General features: G+C 68.6%; 15 protein-coding genes. 11 read left to right on the forward strand and 4 right to left on the reverse strand.

Going from position 1 to position 18,254, the window contains the following annotated elements; translation table 11 throughout:
* Positions 1–8 precede the first annotated feature (8 nt).
* Positions 9–1,019, reverse strand: a complete 1,011-nt coding sequence (locus VFU06_12035) for a metallophosphoesterase (GenBank protein ID HEU5210113.1) — start codon at positions 1,017–1,019, stop codon at positions 9–11.
* A gap of 89 nt (positions 1,020–1,108) precedes the next feature.
* On the opposite strand from VFU06_12035, the gene VFU06_12040 reads away from it, so the two are divergent.
* The 6 genes from VFU06_12040 (at position 1,109) to VFU06_12065 (ending at position 8,978) form a co-directional block, all read left to right on the forward strand.
* Positions 1,109–2,740 (forward strand): sulfatase, encoded by a 1,632-nt coding sequence (locus VFU06_12040; GenBank protein ID HEU5210114.1) that lies wholly within the window; start codon positions 1,109–1,111, stop codon positions 2,738–2,740.
* A gap of 66 nt (positions 2,741–2,806) precedes the next feature.
* Positions 2,807–3,346 carry a LemA family protein gene (locus tag VFU06_12045; protein HEU5210115.1) on the forward strand — a complete coding sequence of 180 codons (540 nt, stop codon included), beginning with the start codon at positions 2,807–2,809 and terminating at the stop codon, positions 3,344–3,346.
* 8 nt (positions 3,347–3,354) lie between these two features.
* Positions 3,355–5,088 carry a DUF2207 domain-containing protein gene (locus tag VFU06_12050; protein ID HEU5210116.1) on the forward strand — a complete coding sequence of 578 codons (1,734 nt, stop codon included), beginning with the start codon at positions 3,355–3,357 and terminating at the stop codon, positions 5,086–5,088.
* A 19-nt stretch (positions 5,089–5,107) separates the two neighbouring features.
* The gene (gene treF / locus VFU06_12055; protein ID HEU5210117.1) at positions 5,108–6,724 is read left to right on the forward strand and encodes an alpha,alpha-trehalase TreF; all 1,617 of its coding nucleotides are present in this window, start codon (positions 5,108–5,110) and stop codon (positions 6,722–6,724) included.
* Positions 6,725–6,743: 19 nt separating this feature from the next.
* On the forward strand, positions 6,744–8,063 hold the full coding sequence (locus tag VFU06_12060) for a serine hydrolase (protein ID HEU5210118.1): 1,320 nt from the start codon (positions 6,744–6,746) through the stop codon (positions 8,061–8,063).
* Between the two features lie 45 nt (positions 8,064–8,108).
* Positions 8,109–8,978, forward strand: coding sequence for a formate/nitrite transporter family protein (locus VFU06_12065; protein HEU5210119.1), 870 nt, complete (start codon positions 8,109–8,111; stop codon positions 8,976–8,978).
* A gap of 48 nt (positions 8,979–9,026) precedes the next feature.
* On the opposite strand, the gene VFU06_12070 is transcribed toward VFU06_12065, so the two are convergent.
* Positions 9,027–9,503 carry a hypothetical protein gene (locus VFU06_12070; protein HEU5210120.1) on the reverse strand — a complete coding sequence of 159 codons (477 nt, stop codon included), beginning with the start codon at positions 9,501–9,503 and terminating at the stop codon, positions 9,027–9,029.
* 449 nt (positions 9,504–9,952) lie between these two features.
* Here VFU06_12070 and VFU06_12075 point away from each other — a divergent pair, with 449 nt between their 5' ends.
* Genes VFU06_12075 through VFU06_12090 form a run of 4 tightly spaced genes read left to right on the forward strand, consistent with a single transcriptional unit; the run spans position 9,953 to position 13,944 of the window.
* Positions 9,953–10,471: a hypothetical protein gene (locus VFU06_12075; protein HEU5210121.1), complete on the forward strand. Its 519-nt coding sequence runs from the start codon at positions 9,953–9,955 to the stop codon at positions 10,469–10,471.
* The gene (locus VFU06_12080; GenBank protein HEU5210122.1) at positions 10,468–10,974 is read left to right on the forward strand and encodes a sigma-70 family RNA polymerase sigma factor; all 507 of its coding nucleotides are present in this window, start codon (positions 10,468–10,470) and stop codon (positions 10,972–10,974) included. The genes VFU06_12075 and VFU06_12080 overlap by 4 nt, the downstream gene beginning before the upstream one ends.
* The gene (locus tag VFU06_12085) at positions 10,971–11,780 is read left to right on the forward strand and encodes a zf-HC2 domain-containing protein (protein HEU5210123.1); all 810 of its coding nucleotides are present in this window, start codon (positions 10,971–10,973) and stop codon (positions 11,778–11,780) included. The genes VFU06_12080 and VFU06_12085 overlap by 4 nt, the downstream gene beginning before the upstream one ends.
* Before the next feature lie 4 nt (positions 11,781–11,784).
* A complete protein-coding gene (locus VFU06_12090) occupies positions 11,785–13,944 on the forward strand; it encodes a TonB-dependent receptor (GenBank protein HEU5210124.1) in 2,160 nt (719 codons plus the stop codon).
* A 153-nt stretch (positions 13,945–14,097) separates the two neighbouring features.
* Here VFU06_12090 and VFU06_12095 read toward each other — a convergent pair whose 3' ends face one another.
* Both VFU06_12095 and VFU06_12100 read right to left on the reverse strand, forming a co-directional pair.
* The gene (locus tag VFU06_12095; GenBank protein HEU5210125.1) at positions 14,098–14,424 is read right to left on the reverse strand and encodes a metalloregulator ArsR/SmtB family transcription factor; all 327 of its coding nucleotides are present in this window, start codon (positions 14,422–14,424) and stop codon (positions 14,098–14,100) included.
* Between the two features lie 151 nt (positions 14,425–14,575).
* A complete protein-coding gene (locus VFU06_12100; protein ID HEU5210126.1) occupies positions 14,576–16,027 on the reverse strand; it encodes a rhodanese-like domain-containing protein in 1,452 nt (483 codons plus the stop codon).
* Positions 16,028–16,494: 467 nt separating this feature from the next.
* Here VFU06_12100 and VFU06_12105 point away from each other — a divergent pair, with 467 nt between their 5' ends.
* Entirely contained in the window at positions 16,495–17,706 is a 1,212-nt protein-coding gene (locus VFU06_12105; GenBank protein HEU5210127.1) for a hypothetical protein, read from the forward strand.
* Positions 17,707–18,254: the final 548 nt, after the last annotated feature.

Genomic DNA, 18,254 nt, shown 5'->3' on the forward strand with positions numbered 1-18,254 from the left:
ACCGCAGCTCACCGCAGCAGGACTCGGCGGACGCGGCCGTTCACCCCTTCGATCTCCGCGGGCAGCGACTCCGCGTCGACGGTCCACACCGAGTCTCCCACGATGCCGACCGTCTGCTCGCGGATCTGCGGCCCGATCGTCAGGAGCGTCAGTGCCTTGAACGGCTCGGCGTCGCTGCCGACCAGCGGTCGCGGTCCCTGTCCGAGCGCTCCCGCCGAGAACAGGAGCAGCTCTCCTCTGCGCCCCGGGTAGTACGCGTGATGATGGCCGGCGATGTACATGCCGACATTGCCGCGCTCCAGTATGCGACGCAGCGAGTCCGGCTCCGCCTGTACCTCGCCCGGCCGGTTGCGGCCGACGGCGACGGCGTACAGCGGGACGTGTCCCAGCGCGATGCGTGCTCCGGCGGTGCGTGCGGCGTCGCTCTCCAGCATGCGCCGGATCCAGTCGAGCTGCGCGCTGTCCGCGGCCATCGCGCCGGTGGACGCGTCGAACACCAGGAAGAAGACGTCGTCCAGCACGAACGCGTACTGGAACGGGAATGCCGTTGCGTCGACGAATGCCAGCTCCGGCATCCGCTCCGGCGCCGTCCAGTGCTCACGCGCCAGGCGCCGGTCCCGCTCGTGGCCCGGGTGGCCGGACCCGTCATGGTTGCCGATCGTGAAGGCGAACGGGATGCCTGCGCGCCTGAGCGGCGCAGCGACAGTGGAATCGAACGCCGCCCACATCGCGCGCACGTTTTCGTCGGTGAGTGACGGTCGCTGCCCTGCGATCATGTCGCCCGGGATCAGCACCAGGTCCGGCTTCCACTCGTCAGTGACGAGGGCGATCGCCGCGCCCACCTCCGGCTCGTACGACGTCGAGCCGTACGCGGAGTTGAAGTCGCTGAGCACCGCGACCCGGAGCGGCCCGGGCTCCGCTACCCGGGGCGTGCTGCACGCACCCGCTGCCAGGAGCAGCGCTGCAGCGCCGAAGCGTTTGAGAATGAACTGCGCTGTTCGACACGGACTGACTGCCATGCGACTCCCTCGTATTGGTGCGGAATGCCCGATCATCATAGAATCGACGCACGGACGACGCGACCATGAACTCCCGCAGCCGGCAGCCGATGAACCGCATTCTCCTGGCGACGAGCCTTTTTGCGACCGCCCTCGCGGGCACGCCCGCGTACGCGCAGGAGGTTGCGCATGCGCGCGCGGTTGCCGGAGCGCACGCGACAGCGCTGCATGAACCGCCCGCGAACTCCCACCACGCCGCGCAGCCGAACATCGTGTTCCTCTTCGCGGACGACCACGCCGCGCACGCGCTTTCGGCGTACCGCGAGCACCTGTCATACGGCGCACCGCTGCCGGCGACACCGAACCTGGACCGGCTGGCAGCGTCCGGCATGCTGTTCGTGAATGCGTTCGTCACGAATTCGATCTGCGGCCCGAGCCGGGCCACCGTGCTCACCGGGCAGTACGGTCATCTGAACGGGGTGATGACCAATGCGGAGCCGCTGCACCCCGCGCACGTGACGTTTCCGAAGCTGCTGCGGAGTGCCGGCTACCGGACCGCCATGTTCGGCAAGTGGCACCTGCGTACCGCGCCCGAAGGCTTCGACCATTACGAGGTGCTGACCGGCCAGGGGCCGCACTACAACCCCACGCTGCATTCGCCGGGCGACAGCACACACTACACGGGCGCGACGCAGGAGGTCATCACCGAGCGCGCACTCGCATGGCTGCAGCAGCGGCGGGATAACGATGCACCCTTCCTGCTCACCGTCAACTTCAACGCCTCGCACCGCTTCTGGGATCCCGGGCCGGAGGAGCTGCCGCTCTACCGGGACACGCTGCTTGCGGAGCCCGCCACGCTCTGGGACGATGGGACCGGTCGCGCGTCACCGTTCCGTCTGCAGGAGATGGAGATCGCGCGTGACCTGTTCGCCCGCGACCTGAAGCTCGAAGCGCCGGTCAACCTCACGCCCGGGCAGCGCGCCGCGTGGGACGCATACTACGGCCCCGAGAACGCCGGGCTCGAGGCTGCGGGCCTCGAGGGCGAAGAGCTGGTGCGATGGAAGTACCAGCGCTTCATCCAAGACTACATGCGTGCGGTCGCGGCAATCGATCGGAGTGTCGGCAGCATCCTCGACGCGATCGACCGCTCGCCCCTGCGCGACAACACCGTCGTCGTGTACTCGTCCGACCAGGGCTTCTTCCTGGGGGACCACGGCTTCTTCGACAAGCGCTGGATGTACGAGGAGTCGCTGCGCACTCCGCTGCTCGTGCGCTGGCCGGGTGTGGTCGAGGCTGGCGCGGTGAACACCGACCTCGTCATGAACCTGGACTTCGCGCAGACGTTTCTCGACGTCGGTGGCGCGGGCGCAGACGCAGCAATGCAGGGCAGGAGCCTGGTGCCGCTGCTCCGCGGCGACGACGTCGCCTGGCGTGATGCGATCTACTACCAGTATTTCGCCTACCCGGACTGGCACATGGTGCATCGCCAGTACGGCGTGCGCACGCACCGCTACAAGCTGATCCACTACTACGAGATCGGCGAGTGGGAACTGTTCGACCTCGCGCGCGACCCGCAGGAGCTGCGCAGCGTGTACGACCATCCGGAGTACCAGGCCGTTGTGCGGGAGCTGAAGCAGCGGCTCACGGAGCTGCGTGCCGAGTACGACGTCCCCACTGTCGACCCCGTGCCACATACGCCGTTCGTGGCGCCCGAAGGGCTGCGGCGCCCCGAAAACCGTTGATCTTTCCCGCCCCCATCCGCAACTTGTCTGGTCTCCCCGCACGATGTCTCTGACAAGGATGCCGCCATGTGGCCCCTGCTGATCCTGATTGCGGTGGTGCTCGCCGTTTTCGTGATCTACAACTCGCTCGTCAAGCTGCGTGTGCAGGCGGACGCCGCCTGGTCGGACATCGATGTGCAGCTCAAGCGGCGCTACGACCTCGTGCCCAACCTGGTCGACACCGTGAAGGGGTATGCGGCGCACGAGCGCGGCACACTGGACGCCGTCGTCGAAGCACGCAGCCGCGCAATGATGGCGCAGGGTCCCGCGGAGAAGGCGCAGGCGGAAGGGGCGCTGACCGGTACGCTCAAGTCGCTGTTCGCGCTCGCTGAGAATTACCCCCAGCTGCGAGCCGTCGAGAGCTTCACGCAGCTGCAGGGCAGCCTCGGCCAGATCGAGGAGGCGATCCAGAACGCCCGCCGCTACTACAACGCCGTCGTGCGCGACCTGAACACGAAGATCCACCAGTTCCCGAGCAATCTGATTGCGCGCACGTTCGCGTTCCGCGAGCGCGAGTTCTTCGAGATGCCCGAGGCCGAGCGCAGCGTCCCGCGCGTCAGCTTCTGAGCACTGCAGTGATCCGCCTCTCCACGCGCCTGTTGCGCCACGCCATCGCGCTCGTCGCGCTGCTGGCGCTCGCGCCGGCCACCGCCCATGCGCGCACCCTCTCGATCCAGGGCTTCGACGTCGAAGTCGTCGTGCGACGCGACGGCAGCCTGCTCGTCACCGAGCACATCACTGCGCATTTCGAGGGGAGTTGGAACGGGCTGTACCGCACGATCCCGGTGATCTACCCGTGGAACGGGTTCAACTACCGGTTGCGCGTCGACCTGCAGAGTGCGACCGACCAGCGCGGCAACGAGCTGCGCGTCGAGACGGATCGCAGTGGTGACATGCTGCGCTGGCAGGTGTGGGTGCCCGGCGCGAGCGACGCGACGCACACGATCACCCTGCAGTACATCGTCGAGAACGGGCTCCGCTTCTTCGAGGAGCACGACGAGCTGTACTGGAACGTGACCGGCAACGAATGGGACATCCCGGTCGGCCATGCGACGGCGCAGGTCGTGCTGCCCACCGCCGCGGCCAACATCCGGGCGGCGAGCTACACCGGCCCCGCGGGCGCGACCAACGAAGGAGCGCGCACGGAGATCGTCGCCAACAGCGTGCAGGTGCGCACGACGTCGCCGCTCGCGTTCCGCGAGGGACTGACGCTCGTCGTCGGCTGGGACCCCGGCGTCGTGGAGCGACCGACGACCTTCGAGCGGGCGACCGGCCTCCTGGCCGCCAACGGCATCCTGATCGCGCCGCTGCTCGCGCTCGTTTTCATGCACGGCTGGTGGCGCCGGCATGGCAGGGACCCGGAACAGCTCAGCATCGTCCCGCAGTACGAGCCGCCGAAGGACCTGACGCCGGGCGAGGTGGGGATCCTGGTGGACAACACGGCGGACATGCGCGATGTCACGGCGACCATCGTGGACCTGGCGGTGCGCGGCTACCTCGTCATCGAGGACGAGCAGGACGAGCACCTGTTCGGCCTGGTGAAGACGCGTGACTACGCGTTCGTCCTCACGCGTCCGCATGGGGAGTGGGGCGAGCTGCGGCCGCACGAGCGTGCGATGCTCAATGCGCTGTTCACGGGTGAGTCGCGGACGCGCGTGACGATGGACGAGCTGGAGAACACGTTCTACAAGGACCTCGCGGACATCAGGAAGCGGCTGATGGAATCGCTGGTCGAGCACGGCTTCTGCACGCGCCGGCCGGACCGCGTCATCGGGATGTACGTCGCACTCGCGATCGTGAGCGGTGTCGTGATCGGCCTGGGCGGCTCGGCCCTGCTGAGTGCACGCGGCGAGTCGCCGCTGCCCGCGATCATCGCCGGTGTGCTCACCGGGATCGTGATGCTCGCGTACGGTACGCTCATGCCGGCGCGCACCGTGCGCGGGGCGCGCACACGGGAACATGCACTCGGCTTCTCCGAGTTCCTGCGGCGCGTCGAGAAGGACCGCTTCGAGCGCGTCATCCGGACGCCGGAGATGTTCGAGAAGTTCCTGCCGTTTGCGATGGCCTTCGGCATCGAGAAGAACTGGGCGCGCGCGTTCGACGACATCTATCGCGAGCCGCCCGACTGGTACCGCGGCGCGCGGCATGATACGTTCGTCGCGCATATGTTCGTCTCCGACCTCTCGCGCATGTCGCAGCGCGCCGGCTCCGCCATGTCCTCCTCTCCGCGTGGCAGCGCGGGTGGCTCGGGCTTCAGTGGCGGCTCCAGCGGCGGCGGCTTCGGCGGCGGTGGTGGCGGCGGCTTCTAGAATCCTGGATCGCATTCGCGTGACGTCGCGCGTCCTTCCCATCGCGGTGCTTGCCGCGTGCACTGCTCCGGGCAGCCAGCCGGACCAGCCGCTGGCCCGTGCGCTCGCGCGCGTGCGGCTCGACCTCTACGAGCCGGCGCGCGAGCTGGGGGCCCTCTTCCACGAGGTGCAGCTCGCCCGGCTCTTCGGCGACTCCAAGACGTTTGTCGATGCGAGGCCGCTGGCGGATAGCGACAGCATCCTGGCGCTCTACCAGGCAACGCGGGCACACCCGGAGTTCCGGCTCGATCGCTTCGTGCAGCGGTGGTTCATGCCGCCCGTCGACACGCACACGCTGGTGCTGGCGGACAGCGCCTGGTCGATGGAGCAGCAGATCCGCGCGCTCTGGCCGATGCTGACACGCGATGCGGACACGGCAACCGCGGGCACGCTGATCCCGCTGCCGCACGAGTACGTGGTGCCGGGTGGCCGCTTCCGCGAGGTCTATTACTGGGACTCGTACTTCACGATGCTCGGGCTGCTGGCGGACGGTCGCACGGACCTGGTGCGCAGCATGCTCGACAACTTTGCGTATCTCGTCCGCACGCTCGGACACGTTCCGAACGGGAACCGCACGTATTACGCGAGCCGCAGCCAGCCGCCCTTCTTCGCGGCAATGGTCGGCCGCTACGCCCAGGCGACGGACAGCAGCGAAGCGCTCCGCTGGCTCGATGCACTGGTCGCGGAGCACGCATTCTGGATGGACGGGGCGGAGCGGCTGCCGCGCGGCAGCGCGTACCGCCGCGTGGTGCGGCTGCCCGGCGGCGGGCTGCTGAACCGGTACTGGGATGATGACCCCACGCCACGTCCCGAATCCTACCGTGAGGACTGGACACTGGCGCAGACGCTGCCCGCGGAGCAGCGCGAACGCTTCTACCGCAACGTGCGCGCGAGTGCGGAGAGCGGCTGGGATTTCTCGAGCCGCTGGATGCGCGATCCTGCAGACCTGCGCACCCTGGAAACGGTCGAGCTCGCACCGATCGACCTGAACAGCCTGCTCTATCATGCCGAGCACACGATCGCCGCACTGTTGAGCATGCGCGGCGAAAGGGACGACGTCGAGCGTGCGCGGCACTACACGGCACTCGCGGAGGCGCGCCGGCGGACGCTGCTGTCCGCGGCATGGGATGCCGACAGCGCGTTCTTCTACGACGTGCGCTGGCGCACGGGTGAGCGCTTGACCGACCGTCCGACACTCGCCGCGGCGTCGCCGCTGTACTTCGGTCTCGCGACACCGCAGCAGGGAAGCGACGTCGCTCGCCGGCTCGAGCGCGACTTCCTCGCGCCCGGCGGCTTCGTCACGACACGGATCGAGTCGGGCCAGCAGTGGGATGCGCCGAACGGGTGGCCACCATTGCAGTGGCTCGCAATCGAGGGGCTGCGCCGCTATGGTGCGGGCGCTGTTGCAGCGGACGCGCGCGAGCGCTGGCTCGATCTCAATCGCCGGACGTTCCGCGGAACGCGTCGCATGATGGAGAAGTACGACGTTGTCGACCTCGACCGCGTGGCCGGCGGCGGCGAGTATCCGACGCAGGACGGCTTCGGCTGGACCAACGGCGTGGCACTCCGTCTCCTGGCAGAGCGCGCACAGAACTGAACGCAGAAGAGGAAGCATCGTGCATCATCGGCTGAGTCCTTTCCTCGTACTTCTCGTGGTCGGCTGTGCAGCCGCGCCGCGACCCGCTCCGGCCCAGCCCGGCCAACCCCTCGGTACTCCTGTCGTCGCGTCGTCCGAACCGGAGCGGCTCGAGGCGACGTCGGTGCTGCTGGGCGCGCGCCCCGCAGAAGTCGGCATGGATCCGCGGCTCAACGCGACGCTGGACTCCATCATGGAGGCCGCGATTGCCGCCGGTGCAGCGCCGGGTGCGTCGCTCGCAGTCGGTCGCTGGGGCCGGCTCGTTCACCTGCGCGGCTACGGCCACACCGATCAGCCGGCGTACTCACCCAACGTGAGCGACTCGACGATCTTCGATCTCGCGTCACTCACCAAGGTCGTCGGCACTACGACCGCCGCGATGATCCTGGAGCAGGACGGCTGGCTGGATCTCGACCGGCCGGTGCGCGAGTATCTGCCCGAGTTCAATGCGCCGGACAAGGCAGGCATCACGGTGCGCCACCTGCTCACGCACAGCGCGGGCTTCATCGCGGGCGCGCCGCTCTGGCGCGAGCGTCGCGGGGCGTACCAGTTCATCGAGCGGATGAACGCGCAGCCGCTCGTCTACGCCCCGGGCGACAGCTCCATCTACAGTGACTGGGGCTTCATTCTCACCGGCTTCATCATCGAGCGGATCACGGGCCAGCGGCTCGACACGTTCCTGGAGCGCCGCATCTGGCAGCCGCTCGGCATGCGCGACACCGGCTACAACCCGCTGCTGCTCGTGGGCCTGCCGGACGAGATCACGTGCACATCGGCGTACCGCGCAGGTCATTCGCTGCTGCCGCGCATCGCCGTCACGGAAGTCGACACGGTCTTCCGGAACCGGCAGGTGCACGGGATCGTGCACGACGAGAACGCCTGCGCGCTTGGTGGCATCGCAGGGCATGCCGGTCTCTTCTCCTCCGCACGCGACCTGAGCGTCTTCGCGCACATGATGCTGAACGGCGGATCCTACCACGGCGTGCAGATCCTGGAACCGGAAACGATCGCGCGCTGGACCGCGCCGCAGAACGGGCACTCGTCGCGTGCGCTGGGATGGGACACCCCGTCGGAACGCAGCAGTGCAGGCAGCTACTTCTCGCCCCGGTCGTTCGGGCACACCGGCTTCACCGGGACCAGCATCTGGATGGATCCGACGCGCGGCCTGTTCGTGATCCTGCTCACGAACCGCGTCAACCCGACGCGCAACAATTCGCTGCACGTTCCCCTCCGGCGGGCGGTCGCCGATGCGGCCCAGGCGGCCGTGCTGGACGCGCCGCTGCACGAGTGGCGGCAGTGACGAGGCCGGCTGCGATGTGGCTCAGTTCATGCCTCGACCGGCGGCATGGACGCGCAGGACCGCCGCGAGGCCCGCGGCCACATCGCGCCTGAGGACGAGCAGCACCGCCTCATGCAGCGGGACCACCCGCTGGAGGAGGCGCACAAGAACCCACACACCATCCTGGAGCAGCAGCTCGCGCAGGCGGAGGAGGACATCGAGCGCCCCGCCCGCGCACTGCTGCTCTCGAGCTTCTCCGCGGGACTCGACGTCGGCTTCGGTCCGTTCGCCATGGCCGTGGTGCTCACGCTCGCGGCCGGAGACCTGTCGCCGGCCGTGACCGACCTGCTCGTCGCGAACGCGTACACCGCGGGCTTCATCTTCGTGGTGATGGGCCGCTCCGTCCTGTTCACCGAACAGACGACGTCCGCCGTGCTGCCCGTCTTCGCGCGGCGCGTCACCATCGCCCAGCTCTTCCGGATCTGGGGGCTGGTGCTCGCCGGGAACCTGGCGGGTGCGGCACTGTTCGCCGCCATCGTCGCCGTGCTCGGCCCCGCCCTCGGTGCAGCGCAGCCCGCGGCGCTGGACGAGATCGCACGCGGCCTGGTGGAGCACCCGGCGTGGGTCATCCTGGTCAGTGCGGTCGTTGCGGGGTGGCTGATGGGGTTGCTCGTCTGGCTCGTCACGGCCGCACGCGACACGGTCGGTCAGATCCTGATCGTGTGGATCACCACGTTCGTCATCGGCATTGCAGGGCTGCACCACAGCATTGCCGGCAGTGTCGAGGTGCTCATGGCCGTGTTCGCCGGCACCGGCGTGACCATGGCTGATTTCGGGGTGTTCCTGGGTTGGTCCGTACTCGGCAACGCGATCGGCGGCGCCGGCGTCGTGGCCGCGCTCAAGTACGGCCACGTCAAGCGGGATACGAGCGGATGAGGAACAGTGCCCGGCCAGCGCACCGGCCGGGCACCTGCAACAGCCTGGTCAGTCCTCCTCGACCAACTCCGCGCACGCCACGACGACGTCCTCCTCCGCGACCTCCGTGGTGAGCTGGGCTACGTAGTCGTCGCCCGAAATCATGCCACCGGTACCTTCCGCGTCCTCGGCGCCTGCGCCATTGGCGTCCACCTCGAAGTCCGCGTAGAGTGAGGCCGCGCCGACACGGTTGCCCAGGTCGTCGCAAGCGCCCGCGAAGACGCCCCACGAGAAGACCGTCTCGGCCGCCGCACCGGCGATCTCGATGTCCGCGCTGAACGCGACGGAGTTCGCCGTCACCAGGACCTCTCCCGTCACGCCGTCGTACTCTCCCGAGCCTGCCAGGTCCGCGGCCCAGCTGTGCGACGGGCCCGGATCGATCGGGTCGTCGTCGTCGCAGGCAGTTGCCAGCAGTGCGGCAGTCGCAACCATCACGGCCCGGACGGCCATGCTCCCGCCGAAGAAACTGCGAATGGAACGGATCATCTCTTCTACCTCCGGTTCAGATTGGCGCGGCGCAGAAATCATGCTGCGCCGTCCCGTTTCGCTGGAACGACGACATCCGCGGCTGTCATCCTCGTTCCGGTTCATGCGACGTATGCGAATCGCAAATGCCAACAACGACAACCATTTGCATGTGCGTACGACGCTTCCTCATGGGTAACGTGCGCGCCGCAGCGCGCCACGGCCACGTGCGCGGCGGCCGCCGCGCATGCGGAGGCCCGTTGCCGGTGCGCCGCTGCCTCCCGGTCCGGGGCCAGCCACGCGACGCGGACCCTGCCGCGTTGCCGGCGCGCTGCAGCCTCCTGCACCCCCGTCTCCCGGCGGCGGACTCCTGCCGGCTGCGCCAGGATGTTGGCTTCGCTGCGATTGTAACGTCCTAGGAGTGCGGACACAGCATGTCAGTCCGTACGGCAACACGGGAGCAGGCAGGGATGCGAGCAGCACGGAACACGATACTGGGAGCGGTACTGCTGACGTCGGTGGGCTGCAGCGAGCCGACCGGTCCGGTGCCCGGACTCGAGGAGCTCGGCGTGCTCCAGGTCATCGAGTACGGGGGGCCTCTCCTGGTGGGCGTCGACGAGTCGGTGTACTGGAGCGTTCCGCCGGACACCGGGGTACTGGTGCCTCCGCGCGTGCTCGTGGCGCCGGACTCGGTCACTGCAGGCGTGCCGTTCGAGGTGCAGGTCACGACGATCGGCATGAGCGGCTGCTGGAGCGCCGCCGGCCTGTGGCCGCGCCCCGTACCGGGCGGGCTCGACCTCATCCCGACGGATGTCCACTCCGGTGCGAACTTCTGCACCGAGATGGCCCTCTACCTCGAGCATGACGCGCGCATCACGATCGCGACGCCGGGTGAATACACCCTGCGCGTGAAGGGACGTCGCCTGCGGCAGGGGGATGCAGCATGGGAGGAGCCGGTGAGCGCGGAACGCACCATCGTAGTGCGGTGAAGGCAGCCGCCGCCGTCGTCGAGCACAGCGCCGCCGACCTGACCCGGTGGCATCGTGAGCTGCTGCGCTACGTGCACCGGCTGACGGGCGATCCGGACCTGTCCGAAGACCTCGCCCAGGAGGCGCTCATGCGCCTGCTGCGCGCGGATCCCGACAGGCCGATGCAGAACGCGCGCGCATGGCTGTACCGGGTCGCGACCAACCTCGTGCGCGACCACGCGCGACGCGCAGAAATGATGCGACGTCGCCAGATCCCGATCGATACCGACGCACCACAGACGCCGGAGCAGGCACTCGAACGCAACGAGTCGGTCGCGCAGGTGCGCGCCGCACTGGAGCGCCTTTCGCCACGGGACCGTGAAGTGCTCGTACTGCGTGAATCGGGCTTCAAGCACCGCGAGATCGCGGACATCGTGCATGTGAAGGCGGAGTCGGTCTCCGTCGTGATCGGCAGAGCGCTGCAGCGCTTCCGCGCAGCGTATCTCGAGGAGGTTACGGAATGACACACGCGTCGCAGGAGACGCTGGTTGCGTACGCGGACGGCGAGCTGGCCGAGGGCGAGGAGCGACAGGCCTCGCGCCACCTGGAGTCGTGCGCGCAGTGCGCCGCCGAGCTCGCGGCCATTGTCGAGAGCCGGGCGCAGTTCGCCTGGACGCTTGCCCGGACTGATGAGGCGGAGCCCGCCGCGTGGGACTCACCCGCATTCGCGGCGCGCGCACTGGATGCCCTGAGCGTCAGTCCGGCGCTCGAATCCGAACGGACGATCGATCTCGACGCACACAGGGAGGCGCGTGCGCAGCCGCAGCCGCTCACGGCGCCCGTCCGGCGGACAGCGTGGCGCTGGGCGGCCGGACTGGTCCTCGTTGCGGGTGCCGCTGCGGCCGCGATTGTGACACCTGTTGTAATCGAGCGTGTATTCACGGAACCCGCACCGACGCCCGGGAGTATCCCGGAGCTGGCGGGTACGTCGACGGGCGCAGTCGCAGTACAGCCGGTTGACGGGTCCGTCTCGATCGCTCTCACGGGGGCTGTCGAAGGAACACGCATCCGTATCGCATTCGAGCAGAGGCAGGACGTCATCGTCGAGTACAGTGCAGCCGCGGCACCGGGCTTCACTGCACGGGACGGCGTGATCGAAGTGGCTGTGGTGGGGACTGGTACGACACTGTCCGTGATCGTGCCGGTGGACGTGCGGGAGGCGCGCGTCCTGGTGGACGGGGTGGAGGCCGCACTGCTGGCGCGCGGGGAGATCGTCCGCACGCGACCCGACCTCAACGTGATCATCGAGGTAGCGAACACGGGACCCTGATTCCTTGCGTGTTGTCGCTCTTTCCATCCTGTTTCTGCTGACGAGCGCCGCTGCAGCGGGCGCGCAGCTCCGTGGACGCGTTCTCGACATCGGGTCGGGTGAAGGCGTTTCCAGTGCGAGCGTGCGCCTGTTCGCGGATGGTCGCGAGCACGAGGTCTTCACCGATGGCAGCGGTGCCTACACCTTCCGCGCACTGCCACCCGCCGAGTACTGGCTGATCGTCCGACATCCCGGCTACGAGGGCGTTGAGCTGCGCGTCGTGCTGGGCTCCGGCAGCGACGTCGTTGTCGACGTCCCGCTCGAGGTGAGACCGATCCCTGTCACGCGCGTGTACGTTCCGGCCAGTCGCGCCAGGCAGTCGGCGGACGCACCGGGCACGGCGGATTCGTTGTTGACGGAGATGGAGCAGCGGCACAACAGCGCGCTGCGGACGGCGGTGCCGGCAGCACTGCGGGATCTTGTGCAGGCCGAGTCGCGCGAGCCCACGTCCGACCCGGGCGGTGCGCCCGGCCGCTCGCTCAACGTGTGGGGCTCCGCGGCAGAGCGTGGGCGCGTTCTCATCGATGGCGCGGCGATCAACGCGCCGCTCCACCTTGGCGCGATCCTGCCCCCGATCGAGTCGGAGCTGCTTGCCCGTGCGGACCTGCGCACCGCAGGCGCGCCCGCCCGCTACGACGGCGGGACCAGCTACATCGTCGAGTACATGACGCGGGCGCCCGCCGAGAAGCTGCGTGCGTGGGGGGAGATTGGCCTGCTGACGGGACGGCTCGGTGTGGAAGTGCCCGTCGGCAGCGGCTCGGTCGCGGCGGCGGCGCGGCGGGTCAACGACGAGGCGGTCAGCGCCGTGACCGAGGACCCGTTCGAGTATGCGTACAGCGATGCCCTCGTGCGCACCGCCTGGCGGACTGGGCAGGGCACGTCGTTCCGCGCACTGGCGATCGGCACGCGCGAGACGGTCCGCATCCCGCGTGACCTGAGCGACGACGAGGCGGCATGGGACAACCTGGCGACGGCGTTCTCGTGGGGTGTCGATCGGCCGGGTACCGGACCGCTGCTGTCGATCGCGTACAGCCGCGGCGTGGTGGAACTGCCGCTGCTGTCAGCGCCGGACGGCCAGATGCAGGCGACGGTCGATCGCGCAGCCTTCTCGGCGTCCAACGGCTGGCGCGTGGGCAGCGCGCGCTTCAGCGCAGGGATCGACCTGGAGCGACTCTGGCTCGACCGCCGCAGCAGTGCCAGCTTCGACCCGCTCCAGCCCGACCGACCCGGGCCGGCCTACTGCACGGAGCTGCTGCCGTGCGCGTCCGCGGATGCATCCACCGCAGCCGCGTTCGGCGACGTCGTATTGCAGCCGTCCCGGCGGATCTCACTGCGCGCCGGGCTGCGTGCAACCGTGGAGTCGAAGGACAGGCCTCACCTGCTGCCGCGTTTCGCGCTCACCTGGCTCGGCAACGGCAGCACTACGGCGACGCTGTCCGCCGGACGCTACTCGCAGGTCGGCGTGCTCGAATCGAACCCCGGCGTCGCAGCCACGGCGATCAGCGAGCTGCTGACGCCGACCCGTCTCGCGACACAGTACGAGCTGCGCCTTTCGCACCGGGGCGGGGCATTCGCCCTCGAGGCGAGCGGCTTCCTGCGCAGGCAGCACATGCCCGCAAGCGTCGATGAGGGGGAGTTCGTGCCCGGCGTGGAAGTCTCATGGGCAGTCGTGAGGGACCGCTCCAGCATCACAGGCGGGTATTCCATGCTCGTGCGCCCTGCCGTCTTCGACTCGGCCGGGGAAACGCAACATCTCGCGTTCCTGGGCGCAGGAACGGGACGCGGACCGCTCCAGCTCGACATCGCCGGTGTCTACGGTGCAGGCGTGCCACTCACGTCGATCGTGCTGGATCGCCCATCTCTCTTCGTCGGGGAGGAGCCGCCACCCGAGACGCTGGCGTCCATCGAGGAAGGCCCGTACATGCGGGTCGACGCGGTACTGAGCGGTGACTTCGCATTCCGCTTCAACGGCCGCAGCGTCCGGATCACTCCATACGCAAAGCTGATCAACGCCTTTGCGCGCCGTGGCGCACTGTTCTACTACCGCGAGGATCCGCTCAGTGAGCTGCAGCCACTGTCGCCGCTCCCGACGATGCCGGTCGTCGGCGTCCGCTGGGTGTTCTGACGCGGCCGGTCGTCGGTGTGCGCGCCGGGTGTTCTGACGCAGTCGCTCGTCGGTGTGCGCTGGGTGTTCTGACGCGGACGCTCGTCGGTGTCCGCGCCGGGTGTTCTGACGCGGCCGCTCGTCGGTGTGCGCCGGGTGTTCTGACGCGGCCGCTCAGCTGAAGAAGCGGCTGCGATCCTCGGCCTCGCGCTCGATCCTGCCACACATCAGGTCGCACAGCCGGAAGATGTCATCGTCTGCCAGGCGGTAGTATACGTACAGGCCGTCCCGCCGCCGCTCCACGAAGCCGAGACCGTGCAGCATCTGCAGGTGCTTGGAGACGTTCGCCTGGCCGAGACCGGTCTCGTCCATGATCTCCGACACGCTCAGCTCCCCTGCGCGCAATGCGTTCAGGATGCTGAGCCGCGCCGGCTCCCCGAGCGCCTTGAATCGTTCCGCCACCAGCTGGAGCAGCTCCGCCCCCAGCTCGTACTCAGCCATTGCGTGCTCCCGTTGCGTGTCGCGACTGCGTGTGCGTGTCGTGTCTCATGCCGTTGCCGTGAGCGGTGCGTGTCGCGGTCGCGCCTGTGGGTCGTGTCTCATCCCGTTGCCGTGAGCGGTGCGTGTTGCGATCGGGCCTGTGCGTCGCGTCTCACGCCGTTGCCGTGACCGCATCATCTTCGCGTTCGACCGGCTGACCCGCCGACTGCCACTCACTGAAGCCGCCGACATAGTTCAGCACGTCGTCGACGCCATTCGCCTCGAGCACGCTCGCGGCGATCGCCGAGCGTCCGCCCGTCTGGCAGTGCACGACCACCGGCCGGTCGCGGGGTATCTCATCGAGCCGGTCGACCAGGTGACCCACCGGGATGTTCGGAACACCCGGCAGGTGGCCGGCTTCCCACTCGGCGCCGTCGCGCACATCGATCACGTACGCACTGCGTTCACGCAGCAGCGTCTGCACCTGCTGCAGATCGACGTGATCGATCGAAGCCGTTGCGTGCCGCTGCGTACGCCACGTCTCCACGACGCCGGCGTCGAACCAGCCCGCAACCCGGTCCAGGCCGATCATCGTGAGATCGCGAACTGCCGTTTCCACGTTCGCGCAGGACCCGTCGACGATCAGGTAGAAGTCGCGGTCGTACGGCACGAGCCACCCCGCCCACGTGGTGAAGCTCCGGTTCTCCGGGATGTTGATCGTGCCGGGAATGTGCTCCGCCGCATACTCGACCGCGGGGCGCGTGTCGATCACGACGGCACCATCGGCCAGCACCGACTCGAGCGACTGCTCCGATTGACGCGGCGGTGAGCGAAACCCGCCGAGCACCCGCGGACCATCGCGATTGATCCGCTTCATTTCGGCGAAGTACTTCGGCGGCTCCGGCTGACCGGCGAGGATCGTGCGTACGAATGCACTCTCGTCCTGCTCCGCAAGACCGATGTTGAACAGCTTCTCGTAGCCGAGTGTGCTCTGCGGAACGGCGCCCAGCGCCTTGCCGCACGCGCTTCCCGCACCGTGCCCCGGCCAGAGCTGCACGAAATCCGGCAGCTCGCTCCGAAATCGCTGCAATGACCTGAACAGGTCGCGCGCACCCGCTTCCATCGTCCCGACAAGCCCCGCGGCGCGCTCTAGCAGGTCCGGCCGGCCTACGTCGCCGACGAACACGAAGTCGCCGGTGAACACCCCCATGGGCTGATCCGCCGACGCACCATCCGTCACGATGAACACGACGTGCTCCGGTGTGTGGCCGGGTGTGTGCATCGTCCGGACTCGGACATTGCCGACACGGAACTCGTCGCCGTCACGCAGCAGCACGGCTTCCGCTTCCCGCGCATACCGGTAGCTCCACTCCGGTCCGCCCTCCGCCGACAGGTACAGCTGCGCGTCCGTGCGCTGCGCGAGCTCACGCGAACCCGACACGAAATCCGCATGGATGTGCGTTTCCGTGACATGCGTGATCCGTACGCCTTCCTGCTCCGCCACGCGGATGTACTGCTCGACGTCCCGGTTGGCGTCCACCACGAGCGCCTCACCACTCGCGCCACAGCCGACCAGCCAGCTCGCCTGCGCCAGCTTCTCGTCGTAGAACCGTCGTACGATCATCTTCTGCCTCCGCTCGCCTGTGCCGACGTCTTCCTGTGGTGAAGCCGTCGCACGACGGTGATCTGCCCTCGCTCGCCCGCGCCGATCTCCATGTGGAGAAGCGTCGCACGACGAATACCTGCCTCCGCTCGCCTGCGCCGACGTCTTCCTCTCGTGGAGCCGTCGCACGGCGGTGATCTCCCCTCGCTCGCCTGCGCCGACGTCTTCCTGTGGTGGAGCCGTCGCACGACGCTCCTCGGCACGCGCTCGCCTGCGCCGACGTCCTGTCGTCGCAGAGTCCCCGCACAAGCGTCATCCGCTGCGCCGGATGTATTACCTTGCGGTAATATGACCCTGGGGTCAAGAACACGCGCCCCCCGATCCGCGCCCCGGCACGCGCACGCAGGTCCGCGCCGGCTGTACTTGACGATGGCGCCATTTCTGCAGCGCGCCGCCGCATCCTGCCCCACGGTATTCAGGAGGCGCAAATGAGACGGCCGCTCATGCTGCTCCCGATCCTTGCCGTTGCTGTGATTCCTGTCGAGCTGCAGGCGCAGGAGGTGAAGCCCGGTGGTCGTGAAACAATCACGATCCGCGGCATCGTCGGTGCGAGCATGTTCATGCAGGATGCGAACTTCGGGCTGGGTAACGGCCAGAAGGCGCAGTTCGTGACGGAAGACATCGAAAACGATGCGTGGTGGCACGGCGGCGATGCGCGCAACGTGCGTCTGACGCTCGGCTTCAACGGGCCCGAGGTCGTCGGCGACTGGCGCGCCAACGCACTGGTCGAGCTCGACTTCTTCGGTCCGTTCGGCTCGGGTGGCGCCTTCGGGGACGAGCAGCCGCTGCCGCGCCTGCGCCATGCGTGGGCGGAGCTGAGCAACGGTCGCAGCACGTTCCGCTTCGGCCAGGATTTCTCTCTGACGTGGGGGTACCTGCCAGCTTCGACGTCCCGCATCGGCTTTCCGCTGGGCTGGGGCGCTGGCGGCCATATCGGCTGGCGATTCCTGGGTGCGCAGTTCCACCAGTACCTGACGGACCCGGAGGCCGAAACGACGGCGCAGCTCAAGTTCGCCGTCTTCAAGAACTCGTGGGTGGACGAGCCGAACCCGCCGCCGCCCGGCGCTGTTCCATCGGCAGACGACGGTGCGAGCGCCGGCGAGGCCGGTCTGCCACAGCTGGAAGCGCGGATCGACCTCGCGGGACGCACCGGTCGCAGCGCCTCCTGGGGCGCATACCTCGCCGGCCATTACGATCGCAAGGACCTCGACGGCGTGGGCGTCGAGGACGTCGCCGACGACCTCGACAGCTGGGCCGGGGTGTTCGGCGCCCGCTTCGCGTCCGGGCCGGTCACGCTGCACGGCAACGCCTGGCTCGGCCAGGCGATGGGGCACCACTTCGCGCACATCGTCCAGTTCCGCGACGTGCGCGGCTGGGGCGCCTGGGCGCAGGCGGGCCTCAACATCACCGACACCTGGAGTGTCTGGGCTTTCGCAGGCGCCGATGATCCCGACGACGAGGACGAGGACGGCGTCCCGCTCGAGCGCCAGCGCAGCATCCAGCTCATGCCGATGATCCGCTGGCAGGCAAACCAGCTCGCGTTCGGCCTCGAATGGCTGCACAGCCGCACCGACTGGCTAGCGGAGCCGGAGGAACGCAAGGGCAACCAGCTCATTTTCAGCGGAGTTTACAACTTCTGAAGAGCGGAAGGCGGGGCGGGAGCTGACCGGGAGGGCGCGGTGCGGGTCGGCCGCCACCGCAGCGCCTGGGCACAGCGCGCCACGGGCGGAGTGAGTGAGCCGCCTGCTGCCCGAGCGCCCGGGTCGAGCCTGATCAAAGGCAACGTTGCTTGCGTTCGGCCCGCAGGCGAAGAGTGCAACGTTGCCTGCCATTATCAAAGCCAACGTTGCACGCGTTCGGCCCGGAGGCGAAGAGTGCAACGTTGCCTGCCATTATCAAAGCCAACGTTGCTCGCGTTCTGCACGCAAGCGACGAGTGCAACGTTGCCTGCGATCCGATCATCAACGCCTACGCTGCCCGCGCCACGGCCGGGCCGCGTTGACCTGTCGGGAACGCGGCGCAGTGAGCGCTGTCCCAACCCCGGCTCCGGGCCTGGGCCCCGGCCCGCGTCGACGCGTCGGGAACGCAGCGCAGTGAGGGGCAGACCCACCCCGGCCCCGGCCCCGGGCCCCAGGCCCCGGCCCGCCGTCCCAAACCAAGGGTCCATTCCTTGCGGCCCCGCGCATCC

The sequence above is a fragment of the Longimicrobiales bacterium genome (assembly GCA_035764935.1).
Taxonomy (GTDB): Bacteria; Gemmatimonadota; Gemmatimonadetes; order Longimicrobiales; family RSA9; genus DASTYK01.

What these genes read in the sequence shown, in the direction of transcription:
- VFU06_12040 (HEU5210114.1), top strand. Translation starts at nt 1,109, where the DNA reads ATGAACCGCATTCTCCTGGCGACGAGCCTTTTTGCGACCGCCCTCGCG.
- VFU06_12035 (HEU5210113.1), bottom strand. Translation starts at nt 1,019, where the DNA reads ATGGCAGTCAGTCCGTGTCGAACAGCGCAGTTCATTCTCAAACGCTTC.
- VFU06_12105 (HEU5210127.1), top strand. Translation starts at nt 16,495, where the DNA reads ATGAGACGGCCGCTCATGCTGCTCCCGATCCTTGCCGTTGCTGTGATT.
- VFU06_12065 (HEU5210119.1), top strand. Translation starts at nt 8,109, where the DNA reads ATGGACGCGCAGGACCGCCGCGAGGCCCGCGGCCACATCGCGCCTGAG.
- VFU06_12100 (HEU5210126.1), bottom strand. Translation starts at nt 16,027, where the DNA reads ATGATCGTACGACGGTTCTACGACGAGAAGCTGGCGCAGGCGAGCTGG.
- VFU06_12070 (HEU5210120.1), bottom strand. Translation starts at nt 9,503, where the DNA reads ATGATCCGTTCCATTCGCAGTTTCTTCGGCGGGAGCATGGCCGTCCGG.
- VFU06_12075 (HEU5210121.1), top strand. Translation starts at nt 9,953, where the DNA reads ATGCGAGCAGCACGGAACACGATACTGGGAGCGGTACTGCTGACGTCG.
- VFU06_12085 (HEU5210123.1), top strand. Translation starts at nt 10,971, where the DNA reads ATGACACACGCGTCGCAGGAGACGCTGGTTGCGTACGCGGACGGCGAG.
- VFU06_12045 (HEU5210115.1), top strand. Translation starts at nt 2,807, where the DNA reads ATGTGGCCCCTGCTGATCCTGATTGCGGTGGTGCTCGCCGTTTTCGTG.
- VFU06_12095 (HEU5210125.1), bottom strand. Translation starts at nt 14,424, where the DNA reads ATGGCTGAGTACGAGCTGGGGGCGGAGCTGCTCCAGCTGGTGGCGGAA.